A 20140-nucleotide genomic window follows, 5' to 3' on the forward strand; every position below is an offset into this window, starting at 1 on the left:
TCCAGCTTAAATTAACTACCAACACACTTCTTTGACTCAACCAGTGGTTGAATCGCTTTTTTTCATTTGTACAAATTCACGCGTAGTTTGGGTGAGCGCAACTTCAGTTGGCAGTCGCTCCATCGAACTCGCTCCATAGAAACCATGCAGTTGTGGACATTGCGACAATATCCATTGCGCATCTTGGGGTGTTGCGATCGGCCCCCCATGACACAGAAGCAATACATTAGATTTGATTCGCAACGCAGCTTCACACATCTCTTGGATAGGTTGCACACAATCTAAAAGCTTTAGCGCTGTAGAAGCGCCTATATTTCCACCGGTTGTTAAACCCATGTGACAAACGACAATATCTGCTCCAGCATGAGCCATATCGGTAGCCTGCTCAGCATTAAATACATATGGTGTTGTTAATAAATCAAGCTTATGAGCTTTTTTAATCAAATCAATTTCAAGACCGTAGCCCATACCGGTTTCTTCTAAATTGGCTCGAAAAACGCCATCTATTAATCCGACAGTAGGAAAATTTTGTATACCAGAAAATCCTAATTTGATTAATTTTTGTAGCAAATGATCGGTGATCATGAAAGGGTCAGTCCCGTTGACACCTGCCAGTACAGGGGTATGTTTGACCACTGGCAAAACCTCTTTCGCCATATCGCAAACAATATCGTTTGCGTTTCCATAGGCTAGAAGTCCAGCCAACGAACCTCGGCCTGCCATGCGATAGCGGCCAGAGTTATAAATAACAATCAAATCAATACCACCAGCTTCTTCGCATTTGGCTGACAAACCAGTACCCGCCCCACCGCCAATGATCGGTTGACCATTCGCTACTTTGACGTTCAATGCCTGAAGAATAGTTGCTTTATCTATGCGGGACATGTTCTTTCTCAGTTAATTTATCAAGCAGATTTCGACAAAAGATTGCTAGTGGAGATTTCAAGCCAAGCATGAACTAAGGCTTCAGCAAACGCAGCATCGTTCACATGCAGCGGCAAGCGAATGAGTTTGCTTTTTGAAGTTGGTTTGAAGTTAGCCATTAATGCAGCAATCAAAGCTTGATCTGCTTGCGGGTCGTGAAAAGGATGGCCCTGATGATCAATGGCTGAAAATCCTTTTTCAGGGACAAGAAATCTCACTGGCCCTTGCATGGCACTGAGTTTTTTACCGATGAATTCGCCTATCAATCTACATTCGTCTTGCGTAGTGCGCATCAATGTGACATTGGGATTGTGTCGGTAAAGATTTCGGTTTTTAAATTTTTCAGGGACCGAGTTGTAAGGGCCAAAATTAACCATATCCAATGCGCCGCAAGATCCCACATAAGGAATCTCTAACTTAGAAAATATATCCATTCGGGTTGGACCAGCAGATAATACGCCTCCCACTATTTCATCAGCGACCTCTGTCGTTGATACATCAATCACTCCATTGAGTAAATGAGAAGCCACCAGTTTTTCCATAGACTGGCCACCGGTACCGGTAGCATGAAATACCAAACAATCGTAGTCTGACTCTAATTGTTTAGTGACTGCTTGAACACATTGGGTAGTTACACCAAACATAGTCAAGCCAATAGCCGGCTTGATGGAGTCAATTCCTCGATGGCTATGTGTCATCATGCCTGCCATTGCATGCGCAGCATTAGACAAAACTTTTTCACTGATACGGTTAATCCCTTGTACATCCGTCACTGAATAAATCATGCAAATGTCACTTGGGCCGACATACGATCGGGTATCACCAGAGGCCATGGTTGACACCATGACCTTAGGAATTCCGATAGGCAAGACACGCATCGCAGCTGTTGCCAAAGTGGTTCCTCCCGAGCCGCCTGCAGATATCAATCCTCCTACATCTTGTCGATGAAGTATGAATTGCTCGAATGCTATTGCCATCGCAGTGACCGAACTACCCCTGTCCCCGCTGAACACAGCTTTCTCACCTTGTGGGTGATACCTGGCAACCTCTCTTGGATGTATGGATGCAGAAGATGGTCTTCCACTTGTGGACAAGTCTACGGTTATTGCGCGTAAACCAAGTTTTTCAAGGCATTGGCGAATAAAGAATAATTCTTTGCCCTTTGTATCAAAAGTGCCCGCAACGTAAACCGCTTTTTTACTACTGGTAACAACTGGAAAATCAAAAATTTTTCTTTTTGTTGTGTCATTAATTTCTGCACCTTCATCTACTCGACTCTGATAAGTAGAAGAAGTAAATTGCTTACTGAAAGGCTGGTCATCTTTAGCGTGAGCACGCTGAACTCGAATAATTTCGTTCGGATGATCAGACACAGGCTGAGTTTGTGAAACCTCGATGACTTCAACGCTTGCTCGAAGACCTAATAACCTTTCTTGTAAAGCTTTATCAGAGGCCATATCAGATGCAAGCATGTCAGCTTGCAATCTTCCGTTCACCATCACAGCTATACGGTCAGCGGCAGCAGTGGCAACACCTAAATTTTGTTCAATCAACAAAATAGCGATGCCATCCTCTGTCGCTAATTGACGTAATGAGGCTTCCACCTGTTCAACGATAACTGGCGCTAAACCTTCAGTGGGTTCGTCCATTACTAATACTCTAGGCTTTAGCAATAGAGCACGTCCAATTGCCAACATTTGCTGCTCGCCGCCCGATAATTGGGTTCCACCATTAGATCGGCGCTCCGCTAAACGTGGAAACATGGCATACACGCGGTCAATGTCACGTCTTTGAGGAGCAACCAGTCGCAATGTTTCATCTACAGTTAATGAAGGCCACATGCGACGACCTTGGGGTACGTATGCAATTCCTCTTTGAGTAATAGCATGCGGCGGCATTCCAAGAATTTCTTCGCCTGCTAAACGTATGCTGCCACGTGCTGATACCAAGCCCGTAATGGCATTGCATAAAGTGGTTTTACCCATGCCATTACGTCCAACAACGCCCAACACACCTTGACTCAAACTCAAAGAAATACCTTGTAACGCGTGTGCTTGCCCGTAATACACATGTAAATCTTCAATGACAAGCAGTGGGCCTTTCCACGAAGTATGCGAAGGGATATCGCCAAACCAGGCCATCAGTGCTTGCCTCCCATATAAATGGCTTGCACCTGCTGATCATTTTCGATTTCTGAAGGCGTGCCAGTTTTAATCACTTGCCCGTTATGCATGACTGTGACTCGCTCTACAACACGTAATGCAATTTCTAAATCATGTTCAATCAATACGAAACTCATGTGGGCTGGCAATGAAGTCAATAACAAAACCAATTCACGCCGCTCAGCAGGAGACAAACCAGCGGCAGGCTCATCAAAAAGAATCAGTCTGGGTGCACCTGCCAGAGCCATTGCAATTTCAAGTTGACGTTGCTGGCCATGAGCAAGATTGCTGACCATTTCATCAGCTATATGCGTTAAACGACCCCGTTCTAATAATTCCTGTGTGGCTATAGTTGTGGGATGCCCACGTCCCGCTCTTCTAAAACTGAAGCGGGAATTAGATACACCTCGCACAGCCAAAAATAAGTTATCTCGAACACTTAAATCGCGGAACAGTAACGAAGACTGGTAAGTTCTGCGCATGCCTTTGCGAATTCTCTCAAAGGGGTCCATGTGCGTGATGTCTTCGCCAAAAAAAAGAATCCGCCCAGAGGTAGGCGGAAAATCGCCGGTGATGGCATTGAACAATGTAGTTTTGCCCGCACCATTTGCGCCCAAGATAGCGCGTTTTTCACCAGCGAGAACTGACAATGTGACGTCATCCACCGCCCGCAATGCACCAAATGCTCTCGTCACGCCTTCGAGGACAAGTGCCTCAGAAGACATGAGCGGCACTTCGCTTACCTGAGGCAAGCGCGGCATTACCGCGGTGGTAATGGCCGAGCGCAATGCAGTGATGGATGCCATTTTTATCAGCCTAGATTACTTACGGCAATCAGGGATGTCACGTGTGCCCAGACCCATCTTCTTGAACTCTGCTTCAGGCAGACCCAGCGTTTGGGTGATGTTAGGTACTGTCTTCACGACTTTGTTGAACAAGGAACCATCTGCAGCCTTGGTCACTTCAGTAATGTAGGTAGGACCAACACCATTGCGATTGGCATCAATCACCACTTCACCGGCAGGACCAACGAATTTGGTTTTCTGTAATGCTTCACGGTATTTCTTCTGACCACCGCTCAAGTCACCTTTGACAGCATCTAAACCGTCAAGTGCAGCTTTGGTGTTGATGTAGTAGAGGTAGGCAAACAGTGACGGACTTGGAAAACCGTCTTTAAAGTTGGCTTTGTAATCGGCTACGAATTTCTTCCACTCAGCTGTATCCAAGGAATCAGCCATCGGGCCTGCAGAAGCAGTACCGACCAATGACTCACGACGCTTGCCTTTGTAGTTCAATACCGTTTGATCCACGGTAATAGAGCCACCAACCATAGGCTTAGTACCACCCGCTTGTTCATACTGTGTCAAAAAGTTAACTGCATCAGAGCCACCCAGTACCACAAGTAAAGCGTCTACATCCTTAGGTATTTTGGCGATCACAGAGGCATAGTCCTTGGTACCCAAGGGTACCCATGCCTTGTCAAGCACCTTGCCGCCTTTGGCGCAGTAACTGGCCATGAAACCTTGTACTTGTGAATACGGAAAACCGTAGTCTTCAGCAATCAAGAACATTTTCTTGTAGCCTTTTGACAAGGCATGGTCTCCCAAACCTACCATCCACTGAGCACCCTCAGTATTAAATCGGAAAAAGTTAGTCGATGGATCATTCAAGGTGGCAGCCTGTGCACCTGATGAACCATTAATGAAAGTGATGCCGGCCTGTGTTTTGGCGTAGTTCTTTACGGCAATGCCTTCGTCACCGGACAAAGGTCCAATCATGACTTGAACTTTATCTTGCTCAACCAATTTACGGGTAGCAGCAACAGCCTTATCTGGGTTTCCATCTGAGGAACCACTGATGAGTTGAATTTTCATACCACCAGCTGTTCCACCTTTTTGCTTTAAGGCCAGTTCAGCGCCCCGAATACCGTCTTGCCCAGGAACGGCAAAAGGACCTTCCAATATTGAAAGCAGTCCGACTTTCAAAGTGCCTTCTGCGAAAGCAAATCCGGTAGTAGCCGCCAGAATTGCTGCGCTGATCACAGTACGTGTCAGCGTTCTTTTGCTCAGTTGCATATTTGTCTCCTCAAGTTGAAAGATGGCCGGATGGCCGTGAAAAAACGCATAGCCCAGAAAGCACTGCGTCGGGTTGCCTACAAGAAAACACATTGGTTTTCATGCGCGGCGACTTCCTTGTATGCGTTCATCTCTACCTGAAGATGCCCACCGCACACGCAATTTTTGCCACAAGCCCAATAAACCATCAGGCGAGAAAAAAACAATCAACAGAAAAACGCTGCCAATCACAAGATTGAAACGTTGCCTGTCTACCAAATCAATAGCAAAGTTTTGTAGGAGAACAAACGTAATTGCTCCAATGAATGCACCTATAGGATGCTTCATTCCCCCCAGCACGGCTATGACAAGAATATTGATCAATGCGCCAGTATTGATTGAACCTGGAGAGATACGGTTGTTGTACCAAATTAACAAAATACCGCCAACAGAAGCCAGTAATCCAGCAAAAGCATGCGCAGCTAGACGATGCGCAGTGATATTGAAACCAAGTGAATTCATACGCCTGGGGTTGTCGCGTATACCTTGCAAGGCCATGCCGAATGGTGCTCTCACTAGATACTTCACTGACCAATATGACAATAGCGCACAACCTACAGATAAAAAATAAAAAGCATTGGGATCCTTGAAATCAACATCGCCGACTGTAGGTGAGCCAATCTTGCTAAAGCCCTGAAACCCGTTAAACAAAACATAGTTTTGCTGCGTCAAGTAAAAAAATGCCACGCCAATTGCAAGAGTAATCATGATGGTATGAATACCCTCAGTTCGAATAGATAACCATCCCACCAAGGTAGCAAAAACAATGGAGATAAGAATAGAAAAAATAACTGCTAACCACCAAGGCCAACCTAGGCTGATTGCTGTCATGCTGCTAGTACCAAAAATAGCAATCAGATAACCGCTAACACCTGCGACAGTCATTTGCGACAAGGACACCATTCCTCCGTAACCACCAAGGAATGTAAGAGATAAAGCAATCAGACCCAACGCCATCGATTGCGCCGCAATTTGATAGGTAAAGAACGGTGAGGCGATCAACGGATAAATGAATAAACCTAATAAGACTAAGCAATGTCTTATGCGAATATTTGACCAGGCGCGACTTAACCAACTCTTATTTTGATTGGATAAGTCTTGGGTTGGAATATAGCCAGGAAATGAAGTCGCACTTCTATCAGGTGCTTGAGTCACAACACTGACTTGCGCGCGTGGCAACTGAGTATTCATGGCACGACGCCATTGTGCGGCACTCATATTGCTTTTCCTAAAACACCACGTGGCCTGAATGCCAGCGCAATAATCATGATCACAAATGTGAACACCACTGAATAGGTAGGTGCATAAGCTTGACCAAACTGTTCAGCAAGACCAATCAGTAAAGCCCCTATAGCGGCGCCAGGCACACTACCCATACCACCAACAATCACTACCACAAGAGATGCAAGTAAGTATCGGGTGTCCTCTCCAGGTGAAATCGATAAAGCAGTTCCGCCTACTACACCGGCAAGTCCTGCCAACCCAGCGCCCAGTGCAAATGTCAAAGCGAAAATTCTTTGTACATTCACGCCAGATGCAGACAACATTCCTCGATCATCAACACCTGCTCGAATCATCATGCCAATACGTGTACGCGTCAACAGAGTCCATAACCCCAAACCTATGACAATTGAAATGCATAAAACAATCAACCGATAGGTGGGGAATTTCTCAATAATAGGCAAAGATGTTGTCCCATAAATCCATGCTGGCGGATCAAAGGTATAAATCTCACCACCAAAATACCAAAGCATCAAATCAGCAAGAACAATTGATAAACCAATGGTGACGAGTGTCTGCCTCAAGTCTTCACCCTGCATACGTCGAAACACAATAATTTGGATCAACACACCAATAATGGCAGCAGAAATGAATCCCGCAAGCACAGCGAGTAACCATGAGCCGGTGTACTCACCTGCAATCCAACCAATATATGCACCAATTAAAAAAAGCGATCCGTGAGCAAGATTGACATTACGCATCAACCCAAAAACCAAAGTAAATCCGCTGGCAACAATGAAATAAAGTGCGGCAAGTGTTAATCCATTGAGCGTGGTTTTTAAGAATAATGTTGCGTCCTCATATAAACCCCATAGGGATAGCAATACCAGCGGCAAAACCAGTAACCACCAGAATGCAAGCTCACTTCGCTTCATGCAGCGCGCTCCCATGGCATGGCTCGAGTGGTAGGTGGATGTTTGGCAAAAACACCATCTTTCATCACAGCCAATATGCGTGATGGTTCACGCAATATGGCCAAGTTGGTTAGTGGATCGCCATCAATCAATAATAAATCTGCCAAATAACCTTCTTTGACCAACCCAAGTTCGTTGGGCTTGAGCATGATCTGTCCACCGTATAAGGTGCATGATCGTATAGCCTCCATTGGCGTAAAGCCCAAATAACGAACAAAGAACTCCAAGTCGCGGGCATTTTGACCGTGCGGGGTGAAAGCAAAACCATAATCACCACCAGGCATGACACGAATGCCGCGTTTATGCATTGCACTTAACGACTTTAAAGCAGCTTCCCACTCAATGGCATAACCCATACTTTCGGCTTGCGCTCGTGTGACCCCCCAAGGTTCTGCTTCATTGAGTAAGGCATGAATAATGCCGATACCTGGAACAACATACACTTTGTCTTTAGCCTCCTCGAGCAAATCAAGTGTTTTTTCATCGCAAAAACTTGCGTGATAAATGATTTCAATTCCATGCCTTAAGGCCTGTTGAACGGAGGGTCCAGAACGCGCATGCGCTGTTCCCCTCTTACCGCGCATCTTTACTTCTTCCATGGCAGCAGCCACCTCTGCGTCTGTCATCCAGTGGGTTTCAGCCGGCGAGTCTGGGGTAAAGTTATCTCCAGATAAATTGAGTTTGATGCAATCCACACCATATTTCAAAAACATACGAACAGTTTTTCGCATGTCCTCTGCGCCATTGACATTCGCACCGAAACTGAATTCAGGGAAAGGTAAATGTGGAAGTGTTTCATCTCCCAAAGCGCCAGGCACTGTGATTTCCTGACTAGCTGCTAAATAGCGGGGTCCAGGTATTTGACCGCTATTGATAGCATTTCGAATCACCACATCCAGTCTAGGTTTAGCGCACGCAGCACCAACACAAGATGTCCATCCTGCCTCCAAGTAAATTTTGGCTACTTTGGCGCTCCATAGCACATGCTCCTCAAGAGGCATGGTTTGAATACCAGCCAGATTGGCTGCGTTGTTCCAAGAAAAATGTGTATGAGCTTCACACATACCAGGCATTAGGGTAGATCCGGCAGCATCAATCGTGAGAGCATCGCCGCTTAAAATGGGTGCGGTTGAACGACTGATATGTTTGATTCTTTTACCTTCGACAAGCACGCTACCCGTGTAGGGAGCAGATCCCGTGCCATCAATGATTCGAACATTGGTAAATTGAGTTGTAGTCATCATCATCTCCTTGATCACGCGGCCCAGCGTGTTGGCACACTCGGACGGCTAGGTTGCCCTCTCTGAGTCAATGAAGGTGGTTCGCGATGAAATTTTCCGTCTTTCATCACAGCTAATATGCGAAACTTATCTTGAAGAACCGTGATATCTGTCATTGGGTCCCCGTCAATTAATAACAAATCGGCAAGATATCCTTCTCGAATTTGACCTAAGGGTTCAGCACTGCGCATCATAGGAGCGCCCCAAGTTGTCGCACTTAGCAACGCTTCCATATTTGACATACCTACATGCTTGACAAAGTATTCCAAATCTTTGGCATTGGTACCATGCGGAGTCCATGCAAAACCATAGTCCCCTCCGGGCATGATGTGAACTCCACGCTTATGCAAGGCTCGCATAGATTCAATGGCTGAATCAAGCTCTTTAAAATATCCCATTTTCTGAACTACTTCTTTGGTCAACCCAAATTCTTTGGCGTTGTGGCAAGTATTGATTAACCAAGCCAAACCGGGAGCAATGAAATGCGAATGTCGATGTTGATCCAATAAATCTAACGCTTCATTGTCCAGAAAACTGGCGTGATAAATAACATTGATGCCCTGCTTTACACATTGCTTGACAGACCAAGTGGATCGGGCATGCGCCGCCACCCATTTACCCCAACTTTTAGCTTCTTGGACACAAGTGGTTATTTCTTCCTCTGTGAATTGACTTTGCTCACTTGACATGCCAGTGATGGACTCGCCTGATAAATTTATTTTTAATGTATCGACACCGTATTTACAAAACATACGAACACAACGACGCATTTCATCGCTGCCACTGACGACGGCACCAAAGGCAAACTCTGATTGAGGTAAGTGAGGTTGAGTACTGTCTCCCAAACCACCAGGAACAGTAATTTCTTGACTGGGCGCTGTATATCGCGGCCCAATAATTGTTCCATCATTAATGGCATTTCTAATCACTACATCTAAACGAGGTTTAGCTGCAGCAGCACCGACGCAACTTGTCCATCCCATGTCAAGATACTGTTTAGCGACTTGGGCACACCACAAAATATGCTCTTCAGGTGGCATGCGTTGAATCGCATCTAGACTGGGCTGATCATTCCACGAAAAATGCGTATGAGCTTCAACCATACCCGGCATTAAAAAACAACCAGCCCCATCAATGACTGTTTGACCCGATAAGGGTAAATTTCGCATTCCATTGATTGCTTTACTGACACGAACAATTTTGTTGTCTTGCACAAGCACCTCGCCTGCGAATGGCATTTCACCACTCGCATCAAATACATTGACATTGGTAAACAAAATTTGGTTCATGGCCTTAACCTCAAGCATGACGTTTTAAAAATTCACGCGTGGCTCGAATACACTCATGAGGTCTTTCAATCGGAGTCCAATGGCCGCAGCGGTTCACAACCATGCGTCGCGCTCCAGGCATTCGTCTAACCATTAAATCAACAGCATCCGGTGTGGCGACGAGATCCTCGTCCCCAGTAATCAACAAAGTAGGCATATCAATTCGTTGAATGTCAGCAGCCCTCATTTGCGATAGCGCAAGACAATAATCAGCATATGCAATGGGAGCTTGTCGCATTAAGCTTTCACGTACAAATGCAAAAGCCGCTGGGTTATGGTCTCTGGTATGCCGACTAACTGCAGTATTCAATAAAGTATCAGCCACTTCTTGCATGCCAGACAAACCACTCTCACGAATTTTTTGTGAGCGAATACGCAAAGGCTCTCTCGCAGCATCTGCGGGCGCAACAAGCGGCCCGAATAAAAGCATACTTTTCACCAAACTTGGTGTGTTTGCTGCCAAATGCTGACAAATAATAGTTCCCATGGAATGACCTATCCAGTGCGCAGAATCTATAGACAAGGTACGGCAGACCACTTGAAGACAGCTAAGTAAATCTTGAATATTGATGTCGACAGTGCTTCCTGATGACCGACCGCACCCCGGGAGATCTAAACGTATTAAACGAAATCCTTCAAAAGAGGAAAGTATGGGAGACCAAGTATTGGAAGTTCCACCTAATCCATGAACGCACACAACCACTGGCCCCGTACCCGCGTCTTCAACTGCTAAACCTTGAATCAGGTGCAGGCTCATAAGATGGAATTCTTTTGGATATGTTGTTGATTCATAGTCTGGTTATTTGAAATTTTTTCTTCTCAAAATTTTTAGTAAATTACGCAACATGTCAAAATAAGACAGGTGTCTCATTCCTCTCAAACAATAATAAGGTTTGGCGTAGCAAACCAAAACCCTATAAATTGTTTTTTTTCTCCTGATTTACCCTGATGAATACAAACTTAGTTAGCCCAACTCCTGACTCTCCGGATAAACCCGCGGGTATCAAATCAGCAACCTTTAAGCTACTTTTGGACAGTGCGATTGAGTTGTTGCAACGAACAGGTTGCGCTCCTACTATCGCAGAGGTTGCAAAATACGCTGGCATATCACGAGCGACAGCCTATCGATGTTTTCCAAGCAAAGGAGCTATGTTGGGTGCGATGGTCAGTCAATCTTTAGGGCCAATGCGCACATTCGCTTCTGAACAAACCCAAGGCAAAGAACGAATACTTGAGTTGCTATCTAGAAGTTTTCCACGATTGGTTAAGCATGAGACCACCTTGAGAATGGCGGTACAAATTTCGTTAGAGCAACAAGCATTAGCTAATGCAGGAATGATTCAAGAAAAACCTTATCGCAGGGGACATAGAATTCAAATATTAGATAAAGCATTAGAGCCATTGAAAGCTCAACTACCAAACGATATCTATTTGAAGTTGCACAAAGCTTTATCAATGGTTTACGGTGTTGAAATATTTATCGTGATGAAAGATATATGGAATGACAAAAACAAAGATATTCTTACCAACATGATGTGGATGGCAGAAGCTTTGATAGATTCAGCTATCAATCAAGCCAAATCACATTTAGTCTCAAAAAACAAAAGGTAATCTCATGAAATTTGCGACATGTAGTTATAAAAACCAAAGATTTGTCGGAATGATCTCATCCGATGAAAAAGATATTAATTTCTTTCAAATGACTCCGAGTCAACATGCTGAAGGAGTTTTATCACTGGTTAGAGCTTCTCAACATTCGCACGAATTACCACCATTGACATCGCCCAGCATAGCTATAACTGATGTCAAACTCGAATCACCTTTTCCACGGCCATTAAGAAACATATTTTGTGTTGGAAGAAATTACCACGCACACGCAAAAGAACTTTCTACAAGTGTATTTAAAGACAATGATGCAGATCCCAATTCATGGCCTATCGTTTTTACCAAAGTACCAGAATCTGTTGTTGGTCCATTTGACAATGTGCTACTTCCTTTGGAAGTTTCTCAACAAATTGACTACGAAGCAGAGTTGGCTGTCGTTATTGGTGTCGGTGGAAAAAATATCTCCCGTGAAAAAGCCATGTCGCATGTATATGGTTACACCATAGTGAATGATGTCACTGCCCGTGATGTACAAATACGGCATCAACAATGGGACCTAGGAAAATCATTTGATACATTCTGTCCTATGGGTCCTTGGTTGATAACAGCAAATGAATTCGATGGCTTAATTGCTCACATTAGGTGCTGGGTAAACGGAGAACTAAGGCAAGATGGAAATACCCAGCAGATGATTTTCGATATTCCCACCTTGATAGAAACCTGTTCCAGGGGAATTACTTTGCTGCCAGGGGACATCATTGCTACTGGTACACCAGCAGGTGTGGGTATGGGATTAAAACCACCCACATATTTAAAAAATGGGGATGTAGTCAAGATCGAAATAAAAGGTCTTGGCTCCATTGAAAATACATTCATTGCATAGTCTGTCAATTTGGAGAACAGCATGATCACTGGAATGAACCACTTCACAGCTATTGCAAGCGACCCAGATATCACCTTAGATTTTTATACGAACTTATTAGGACTACAAAGAGGTTATCGACCAGACTTGGGTTTTTCGGGTGCTTGGTTGTATGCAGGTGATACTGTTGTTCTACATTTATATTTTGACAGACCTGTACCGAATCCAGCTCCGGGTGTGATTGACCATATGGCTTTCACGACACAAAACTTAAAAATATTCAAATCCAAATTTGACGAAGCAGGTTATCCCTACAAACTACAACACAGACCCAATGGACCATGGCAATTGTTTTGCCATGATCCAAGTGGTGCAAAAATAGAGTTGAATTTCGATTCAACAGAAAACTTAGACTGAATTTATTTACTGTCTGATTTGAATAAGTCAGAAACAGAATTAGCAGCTGAGTCATATGCAGCACTGAGTGACGCACATCCACTCAAACCTAAAACCAAAGATAAACAAGAAACTAGCGTGAGAGTTTTGACAGTGTGAAGCATTTGAATCCTTTGAAAGTAGAGTTGAAAAAGTAGTTTCGATCTTAATGCATACTGATAAAATTAATTGTATGAAAAATAATACGAAATAAATAATAATTAGTCTAATTAAAGCAAGTCTGGGTCTTGGATAGTAAACAAATAAGACTCTTTTCTTTGGTCGGTGGGTTTACGTCTTCGTATCCACCACAGAGATCCTTTGCGAAAAGATATAGGTTCTGATGTCTGCAACCCAAAAATATAAGAAACGGTATCAGCAAGAAATGGTTGATGGGCTACAACTAATGATGGAGAAGAATTTTCACTGTACCAGTCAACAAGCTTGAGTAAATTTGAAGCGTTACTGTCAGGAGCTAATTCATCACAAATCGTGTATGGAACATTCATTCGGTCAACCGTTTGACGTGTTCTCAATGCAGGACTACACAGAATATGAGTTCCTTTAGGCAAACGCGTTTGCAACCAGTCAGCCATTTTTTTTGCATGTGACTCACCCTTAGCAGACAAAGGGCGATCTAAATCGGATTGACCAATTGATGCATCAAGTGCATGAGCATGTCGCCAAAGTAATAAATCCATTTCAGCTTCCTTGACGATATCTATTCATCAATTCTGACTGCGCGCTCAAGGGTGTTTGTCTTGGCTCCAAATGCTTTTGAATATAACGACCATCCACTTGTAGATCCCAAGCATCAGTGTTGTCGTACAAATATGCAACCAAGCATTCATCAATAATTTTTTGTCGCAAGGATTTATCTAGTACTGGCCACGCGAGCTCAATGCGTCGCATCATATTTCTATTCATCCAATCCGCACTTGATAAATACAAATGCTCGGTTTCTCCGGCGCGAAAATAATAGACCCTAGAGTGCTCAAGAAAACGGCCAATGATCGAACGTACACGGATATTTTCGGTAAATCCAGGTCTTTGCGCTGGCAATATACAAGCACCTCTGACGATCAAATCAATTTCAACTCCACGCTGACCTGCCAAAATTAATTGCTTGGCCATTTTTTCGTCAGTGAGAGAATTCATTTTTAAAATGATACGTCCTTTGACGCCATGCATACTGGCTTTAGAAATTTTTTCAACCATTTCTATCAATTTAACTTGAAGATCAAAAGGCGCAAGCCATAAATAGTTAAGCTGAGTAATTCTTGTTTGACTGGCAAGTTGTGTAAATACTTGTTCAATGTCAGAGGTTAATTGGAGATTTGCAGTTAAATAACTTATATCTGTATAAAGTTTTGCCGTGTTGGCATTGTAATTTCCTGTAGACAAATGCGCGTATCGCATCAATTTCTTTCCCTCACGTCTTGTAATCAACAGCATCTTTGCATGAGTTTTTAGACCGACTACGCCGTATACAACTTGTGCACCGACAGATTCAAGTCGTTCTGCCCAATTAATATTGGCTTCTTCATCGAAGCGAGCTTTTATTTCAACAACGACTGTGACTTCTTTGCCCCTAATTACTGCCTCTCTAAGTAATTCCATTAACTCCGAATTAGAACCCGTACGATAAATCGTCTGCTTGATTGCTAAAACATTCGGATCATCAACTGCCTCTCTCAAAAAACTTAAAACACCTGCGAAAGATTCAAAAGGCTGATGAATCACAATATCATTTTTTTTGATTTGTCGAAATATAGATTCATCTATATGCATCTGTTTTGGAAAACTTGCCTCATAGTCAGCAAAAAGTAGCTTTGGTAGCTTAACCAGATCAATCAATTGATTTAATCGAACAAGATTAACTGGCCCATCCACTTTATATAGAGCTTCCCCAGGTAATTTAAATTGCTGCAATAAGAATTGAGATAGGTAGTCAGAGCAACCCGAAGACACCTCCAATCTGACAGGCTTGCCAAACTGACGATGTTCTAAACCATGACGAAGCGCTGTTCTTAAATTTTTAGCATCCTCTTCATCTACCAATAATTCAGAGTCTCGAGTTAATCGAAATTGAGAAAATTGACCCACATTTCTATCGGGAAACAAGTCCTTCAAATGCGCCCTGATCACACTGGACAAAGTAACCATATCAAAGTTGCTACTGTCATTTTGCAAAGGTATTTTGATTACTCGCGGTAATGACCTCGGAACTTTCACAATGGCAATATCATTCTCACGTCCGAAGGCATCTTTACCCGTCAGTCTGACAATGAAATTCAATGATTTGTTGGCAACTTGTGGAAATGGATGTGAAGGATCCAAACTTACTGGCGTCAATAATGGTCGGACATTTTGTTCAAAGTATTGCTTCACCCACTTATGCTGCGCACTGTTTCTCTCATCATAAGTAATAAGACGAATGCCCTGCCGAGAAAGATCCGGCATTAATTCTTCATTAAATAATTTATATTGCTTCTCAACCAGGGCTTGTGCTGAATTTGAAATTTTCTTATAAGTATGGAAAGAATAAGGTGTATTTAAACTCTTATTTTGAATTTGATGCAGGTGAAGAGCAACACGAACCTCAAAAAATTCATCAAGATTAGAGGAAACAATGCATAAATAACGCAATCTTTCAAGCAATGGAATATTTGGACGGCGCGCCATGTCAAGCACACGTTCGTTGAAAGATAAAGTACTTTCATCCCTATCGATTAAAACCTGTAAAGCGGAGGTAGTCATTATTGATTGAGTATTTTGGCAAGTTGATTGACGTTAGATTGTGCAGTAATTAAATCACGTGCTTCAACCATGATTCTCAAAACAGGCTCAGTGCCACTGGGTCTGATTAACAGCCTTCCCTCATCTCCCAATTTCGTTTGAACAGCCTTACATTCACGTTGAAATGCATCATGGTGTTGCCAGTCTAGGCCATCTTTTAATTTAATATTGATCATTACCTGCACATACAAAAAGACATCCTGAAGCAACTCTGTCAGCAACTGCTTTGAACGTAAGCATATTTGAAGTATTTGTAAACAACTGATGAGTCCATCACCAGTGGTATGTTTATCAAGTATCAATAAATGACCAGAACTTTCTCCACCTAACATCCAATTATTCTCAATCAATTTTTCTAGTACGTACCTATCCCCTACATTGGTTCGAATCAATTCAATATTTAATTTTTGTAAGGCCTCTTCGACACCTTTATTCGTCATCTGGGTCCCTACTACACCTGAAATTAGATTTCCTTGGTGAACTCGGTCTTTGGCAAGTAGATATAGCAACTCATCACCATTAAATAATCGACCTGAATGATCAACCATTAACAACCGATCTGCATCTCCATCGAGTGCAACACCAAAATCAGCGTTGTGTAAAAGTACTGCTTGGATTAAGGCTTCAGGATGTGTAGCACCGACATCCAGATTAATATTTATGCCATCAGGTGAACATCCAATAGATATAACTTCAGCGCCAAGTTCTTTAAATACTTGGGGTGCTGCAATATAAGCAGCACCGTGGGCAGCGTCAACAACGATTTTTTTGCCCTTGAGAGTCAGTGTTTCCGAAAAAGTACCTTTACAGAATTCAATATATCTACCAATGGCATCATCCAGTCTTCTTGCCTTGCCAAGCGTTTGTGAGTTTTCCCACGAAGGCTCACTCAACAGTCGTTGCTCAACAGACACCTCCCATTGATCATCCAGTTTGGTTCCGTGCTCATTGAAAAATTTAACGCCATTGTCTTCATAAGGGTTGTGACTGGCACTGATAACAACCCCTAAATTAGCTCTCAAAGCTTTGGTTAAATATGCCACGCCTGGCGTTGGCATAGGGCCTAACAAAACAACATCAACGCCAGCTGAGTTGAAACCGGCCTCCAAGGCAGACTCGAGCATATACCCTGAAATTCGCGTATCTTTGCCAATGACTACCAGGGGTCGCTTTTCTGTCATCCTCAATTGATGACCCATGGCATTTGCCAGTTTCAAGAAAAAATCTGGTGTGATAGGAAAGTGGCCTACAGTTCCTCTGATTCCATCTGTTCCAAAATATTTTCTTTTCATTGAAGTTTATCCAGAAATGTATTTTTATAATTCCATTGGCGCAGCGTGCCAAACAGCCATGGCTGAAACTGTTTGTGCAACATCATGGACTCTTAAGATCCGAGCACCTCTTTCAACAGCCAAGACAGCGGCGGCGATGCTTGGTATTAATCTTTTATCTACGTCTAATCCGGTTATCTTTCCGAGGGATGATTTTCTAGACCATCCAACCATGACAGGAAGTCCCAAATCCAATAGCAATTTTTGCTTTTGAAGAATATCAAAATTTTGAGTGACTGTTTTTCCAAAACCAATACCTGGGTCGATAACAATCCGGTTTCTAGCAAAGCCTTTAATTTCAATCAAATGAATTTGTTGGCGAAAAAAGTCTAATACAGGTTCAATGGTCTCATCTGCCATAGGTTTTATTTGCATAGTTTCTGGAGAACCGTGCATATGCATTAAGCAAATCCCACAGCTATATCCGGCAACCACATTGAGAGAATTTTCCTGCCTCAGCGCCCAGATATCGTTAATAATATCTGCACCCATATCCAAAGCTTTATGCATATTTTCGCAATGGTAAGTATCCACAGAAATAGGAATCCGCCAATTTACAAGCTCTCGCAATACAGGCTCAATACGAAGCCATTCTTGCTCGTGTGATAGCGGTACAGCTCCAGGCCGCGTTGATTCACCGCCAATATCTAATATATCTGCACCTTCACGCAACAAGCACTCTGCTTTCAGCAACGCATCACTAGGTAATTCAGTAGAACTTAGGGAGGAAAAAGAATCTGGAGTGATATTGACTATGCCCATCACCAAAGGCCGATGGAGCGAAAGATTAAAGCGAGTAGTTTTCCAAAAACCCAAGCGAGGAACAAGTCCCTCACTGGTTTTTGTTTCTACATCCATTAAGCAGTCGTAGGCGCAGGATTGGAATGCACTGCTGGAGTCCCACCTGAACCATCACCTGATGAAGGTGTTCGAGGAGTCCAATCCTTTGGAGGTCTAGGTGGACGTCCAGCCATGATGTCATCCAATTGATCACTGTCAATGGTTTCCCATTCCATCAATGCGTTAGCCATAGCGTGCATCTTGTCAGCGTTGTCTTCAATCAAGCGTCGAGCTAAGTTGTACTGCCCGTCAATGATGCTTCTAACTTCATCATCCACTTTCTTCATGGTCGATTCACTCATATTGGTCGTTTTAGTTACGGACCGACCAAGAAAAACTTCTCCTTCATTTTCAGCATAAACCATAGGTCCAAGCGCTTCAGACATACCGTAACGCATCACCATATCTCGAGCAATTTGTGTTGCGCGTTCAAAATCATTTGATGCCCCGGTAGTCATCTGATTCATGAAAACTTCTTCAGCAATTCGACCGCCAAACAACATACTTATTTGACTAAGCATATAAGTTCTATCGTAACTATAGCGGTCAGCAGCAGGTAGACTCATAGTGACACCCAAAGCACGACCGCGCGGGATGATAGTTACCTTATGGACAGGATCACATTTGGGCATTAATTTCCCAATCAAAGCATGTCCAGATTCATGGTAGGCGGTATTTTTACGTTCATCTTCAGGCATGACCATACTGCGACGCTCAGGACCCATCAAAATCTTGTCTTTGGCCTTTTCAAAGTCTTGCATTTCAACCACGCGTGCATTACGACGAGCTGCCATCAGCGCAGCTTCATTGGTTAGATTTGCTAAATCAGCGCCACTCATTCCAGGTGTTCCTCTGGCAATCACACTTGGAGAGACATCCTGACCAACGGGGATTTTGCGCATATGAACATTCAAAATTTGTTCACGTCCCCTAATGTCAGGCAAAGTTACATAAACTTGCCTGTCAAAACGGCCCGGGCGCAACAATGCCGCATCCAAAATATCTGGCCGATTGGTAGCAGCAACCACGATAACCCCAAGATTGGTTTCAAACCCGTCCATTTCGACCAGCATTTGATTCAATGTTTGTTCACGTTCATCATTACCGCCACCGAGACCAGCGCCACGTTGACGACCAACGGCATCAATTTCATCAATAAAAATAATGCAAGGTGCATTTTTTTTGGCGTTTTCAAACATGTCTCGAACACGTGCGGCACCCACGCCCACAAACATTTCAACGAAATCAGATCCTGAAATACTGAAAAAAGGAACTTTGGCTTCTCCTGCAATTCCTTTAGCCAACAATGTTTTACCTGTGCCGGGGGGGCCAACAAGCAACAATCCGCGCGGAATACGTCCACCTAATTTTTGAAATTTTTGAGGATCTTTAAGAAAATCAACAACCTCTTTCACCTCTTCTTTAGCTTCATCACAGCCAGCAACATCTGCAAAGGTCACCGTGTTATTGTTTTCGTCAAGCATGCGCGCCTTGCTCTTTCCAAAGCTGAATGCGCCGCCTTTGCCCCCACCTTGCATTTGTCGCATGAAGTAAACCCAAACCCCTATCAATAAAAGCATGGGGCCCCAGCTGACCAATAAGGTCATAAGTAGCGACCCTTCCTCACGGGGCTTGACATCAAATTTGACATTATTTGCAATCAAGTCGCCAACCAGACCACGGTCTAAATAAGTTGCGTTAGTGCGAACTTTACGGTCGTCAGTAGTGGTGGCAATGATCTCTGTACCACCCTGACCTTCTTGAATAGTCGCTGATTTGATTCTTTTACCCCTGACTTCCTCAAGAAAGTCAGAATATGCAAGATAACCATTTCCGGCCTGGCCACGCGTGTCAAATTGCTTAAATACAGTGAATAGCACCAAAGCAATCACGAGCCATACGGCTATTTTAGAAAACCAGGGGTTGTTCAATGCGAACTCCAGAAAGTAAAGTGCAAGCGAGATGCCTACAAACAGTTTGAGACTATTTTAGGCTTTTCAAGCCATAAACATTGATTTAATCTGTTTGCGCCCTGAACCCAGTACGGTTTTAGAGACATTTTGACAAATTTAATCAAATACAATTCTAATATTGGTTTTTATAATTCCAAAATATTCTATAAAGCATTCAAATACACTACAAGTTGTTAGAACTTCATAGAAAAATCAAATTACTAGTTTTTTAAAGTCTGTGAATCCGAATTCAGGAAACTGATCCCCATTTGGAACAAGTGAATTCTTTGCAAAGGAGGCAGATGCGCTTAGC

General features: G+C 43.4%; 17 protein-coding genes and 1 pseudogene. 3 read left to right on the forward strand and 15 right to left on the reverse strand.

Going from position 1 to position 20140, the window contains the following annotated elements; genetic code table 11:
• Nucleotides 1-36: 36 nt before the first annotated feature.
• From AC9UG7_RS12745 to AC9UG7_RS12790, 10 genes and pseudogenes are all read right to left on the reverse strand, one after another.
• On the reverse strand, nucleotides 37-885 hold the full coding sequence (locus tag AC9UG7_RS12745) for a phosphoenolpyruvate hydrolase family protein (protein WP_509588444.1): 849 nt from the start codon (nucleotides 883-885) through the stop codon (nucleotides 37-39).
• Nucleotides 886-905: 20 nt separating this feature from the next.
• Nucleotides 906-2153, reverse strand: coding sequence for a Tm-1-like ATP-binding domain-containing protein (locus AC9UG7_RS12750; RefSeq protein WP_509588667.1), 1248 nt, complete (start codon nucleotides 2151-2153; stop codon nucleotides 906-908).
• 417 nt (nucleotides 2154-2570) lie between these two features.
• A pseudogene (locus AC9UG7_RS12755) lies at nucleotides 2571-3065 on the reverse strand (ABC transporter ATP-binding protein); the annotation flags it as partial.
• Nucleotides 3065-3892, reverse strand: a complete 828-nt coding sequence (locus AC9UG7_RS12760; RefSeq protein ID WP_509588446.1) for an ABC transporter ATP-binding protein — start codon at nucleotides 3890-3892, stop codon at nucleotides 3065-3067. The pseudogene AC9UG7_RS12755 and the gene AC9UG7_RS12760, both read right to left, overlap by 1 nt.
• A gap of 15 nt (nucleotides 3893-3907) precedes the next feature.
• Complete coding sequence (locus AC9UG7_RS12765) at nucleotides 3908-5161, reverse strand: ABC transporter substrate-binding protein (RefSeq protein ID WP_509588448.1); 1254 nt, start codon at nucleotides 5159-5161, stop codon at nucleotides 3908-3910.
• Nucleotides 5162-5260: 99 nt separating this feature from the next.
• Complete coding sequence (locus AC9UG7_RS12770) at nucleotides 5261-6391, reverse strand: branched-chain amino acid ABC transporter permease (RefSeq protein WP_509588451.1); 1131 nt, start codon at nucleotides 6389-6391, stop codon at nucleotides 5261-5263.
• A gap of 23 nt (nucleotides 6392-6414) precedes the next feature.
• The gene (locus tag AC9UG7_RS12775) at nucleotides 6415-7356 is read right to left on the reverse strand and encodes a branched-chain amino acid ABC transporter permease (RefSeq protein ID WP_509588453.1); all 942 of its coding nucleotides are present in this window, start codon (nucleotides 7354-7356) and stop codon (nucleotides 6415-6417) included.
• On the reverse strand, nucleotides 7353-8636 hold the full coding sequence (locus tag AC9UG7_RS12780) for a metal-dependent hydrolase family protein (RefSeq protein WP_509588455.1): 1284 nt from the start codon (nucleotides 8634-8636) through the stop codon (nucleotides 7353-7355). The genes AC9UG7_RS12775 and AC9UG7_RS12780 overlap by 4 nt, the downstream gene beginning before the upstream one ends.
• Before the next feature lie 14 nt (nucleotides 8637-8650).
• Nucleotides 8651-9964, reverse strand: coding sequence for a metal-dependent hydrolase family protein (locus AC9UG7_RS12785; RefSeq protein WP_509588457.1), 1314 nt, complete (start codon nucleotides 9962-9964; stop codon nucleotides 8651-8653).
• A 10-nt stretch (nucleotides 9965-9974) separates the two neighbouring features.
• Nucleotides 9975-10760: an alpha/beta fold hydrolase gene (locus AC9UG7_RS12790; RefSeq protein WP_509588459.1), complete on the reverse strand. Its 786-nt coding sequence runs from the start codon at nucleotides 10758-10760 to the stop codon at nucleotides 9975-9977.
• A 191-nt stretch (nucleotides 10761-10951) separates the two neighbouring features.
• Between AC9UG7_RS12790 and AC9UG7_RS12795 the strand changes: the two genes are divergently transcribed.
• From AC9UG7_RS12795 to AC9UG7_RS12805, 3 genes are read left to right on the forward strand one after another with little or no spacing between them, the layout of a single operon-like run.
• Nucleotides 10952-11614: a TetR/AcrR family transcriptional regulator gene (locus tag AC9UG7_RS12795; RefSeq protein ID WP_509588461.1), complete on the forward strand. Its 663-nt coding sequence runs from the start codon at nucleotides 10952-10954 to the stop codon at nucleotides 11612-11614.
• 4 nt (nucleotides 11615-11618) lie between these two features.
• Nucleotides 11619-12491 carry a fumarylacetoacetate hydrolase family protein gene (locus AC9UG7_RS12800; RefSeq protein ID WP_509588463.1) on the forward strand — a complete coding sequence of 291 codons (873 nt, stop codon included), beginning with the start codon at nucleotides 11619-11621 and terminating at the stop codon, nucleotides 12489-12491.
• 21 nt (nucleotides 12492-12512) lie between these two features.
• Nucleotides 12513-12887, forward strand: a complete 375-nt coding sequence (locus AC9UG7_RS12805; protein ID WP_509588465.1) for a VOC family protein — start codon at nucleotides 12513-12515, stop codon at nucleotides 12885-12887.
• Nucleotides 12888-13135: 248 nt separating this feature from the next.
• Here the strand turns inward: AC9UG7_RS12805 and AC9UG7_RS12810 are convergent, their stop codons facing one another.
• Genes AC9UG7_RS12810 through ftsH form a run of 5 tightly spaced genes read right to left on the reverse strand, consistent with a single transcriptional unit; the run spans nucleotide 13136 to nucleotide 19806 of the window.
• Nucleotides 13136-13606 (reverse strand): SixA phosphatase family protein, encoded by a 471-nt coding sequence (locus tag AC9UG7_RS12810; protein WP_509588467.1) that lies wholly within the window; start codon nucleotides 13604-13606, stop codon nucleotides 13136-13138.
• A gap of 1 nt (nucleotide 13607) precedes the next feature.
• Nucleotides 13608-15665 (reverse strand): polyphosphate kinase 1, encoded by a 2058-nt coding sequence (gene ppk1, locus AC9UG7_RS12815; RefSeq protein ID WP_509588469.1) that lies wholly within the window; start codon nucleotides 15663-15665, stop codon nucleotides 13608-13610.
• Nucleotides 15665-16996: a phosphoglucosamine mutase gene (gene glmM / locus AC9UG7_RS12820; RefSeq protein WP_509588471.1), complete on the reverse strand. Its 1332-nt coding sequence runs from the start codon at nucleotides 16994-16996 to the stop codon at nucleotides 15665-15667. Before glmM ends, ppk1 begins: the two co-directional genes overlap by 1 nt.
• Nucleotides 16997-17020: 24 nt before the next feature.
• Entirely contained in the window at nucleotides 17021-17893 is an 873-nt protein-coding gene (folP, locus tag AC9UG7_RS12825) for a dihydropteroate synthase (RefSeq protein ID WP_509588473.1), read from the reverse strand.
• Nucleotides 17893-19806, reverse strand: a complete 1914-nt coding sequence (ftsH, locus tag AC9UG7_RS12830; RefSeq protein ID WP_509588475.1) for an ATP-dependent zinc metalloprotease FtsH — start codon at nucleotides 19804-19806, stop codon at nucleotides 17893-17895. The genes folP and ftsH overlap by 1 nt, the downstream gene beginning before the upstream one ends.
• Between the last annotated feature and the right edge of the window lie 334 nt (nucleotides 19807-20140).

Origin of the sequence: Limnohabitans sp., assembly GCF_046052765.1 — a bacterium.
Taxonomy (GTDB): Bacteria; Pseudomonadota; Gammaproteobacteria; order Burkholderiales; family Burkholderiaceae_C; genus Limnohabitans.